The 462-nt window shown below is 51.5% G+C and carries 1 rRNA gene; it reads right to left on the bottom strand.

Going from position 1 to position 462, the window contains the following annotated elements:
• Positions 1-156: 156 nt before the first annotated feature.
• A 23S ribosomal RNA gene (locus tag MMS95_RS24125) occupies positions 157-462 on the bottom strand; the annotation flags it as partial.

Genomic DNA, 462 nt, shown 5'->3' with positions numbered 1-462 from the left:
TTTCACTTCTGAGTTCGGCATGGGGTCAGGTGGGACCACCGCGCTATTGCCGCCAGGCAAATTCTGTTTCATTCCAACCGCTTCACTCTCGTGTCGCCATCAGAACCAATCTCGGAACTTCGCTGAAAATCTCTCTAAAAACACCTTCGGTGTTGTAAGGTTAAGCCTCACGGATCATTAGTACTGGTTAGCTCAATGCATCGCTGCACTTACACACCCAGCCTATCAACGTCTTAGTCTTAAACGTTCCTTCAGGGGCCTTAAAGGCCCAGGGAAGACTCATCTTGAGGCAAGTTTCGCGCTTAGATGCTTTCAGCGCTTATCTTTTCCGCACTTAGCTACCGGGCAATGCCATTGGCATGACAACCCGAACACCAGTGGTGCGTTCACTCCGGTCCTCTCGTACTAGGAGCAACCCCTCTCAATCTTCCAACGCCCACGGCAGATAGGGACCGAACTGTC

This window comes from Serratia sp. PGPR-27 (assembly GCF_022678525.1).
Taxonomy (GTDB): domain Bacteria; phylum Pseudomonadota; class Gammaproteobacteria; order Enterobacterales; family Enterobacteriaceae; genus Serratia; species Serratia nematodiphila.
Note: the sequence above shows the minus strand (reverse complement) of the source record. Positions and strands in the feature narration are given on the sequence as shown.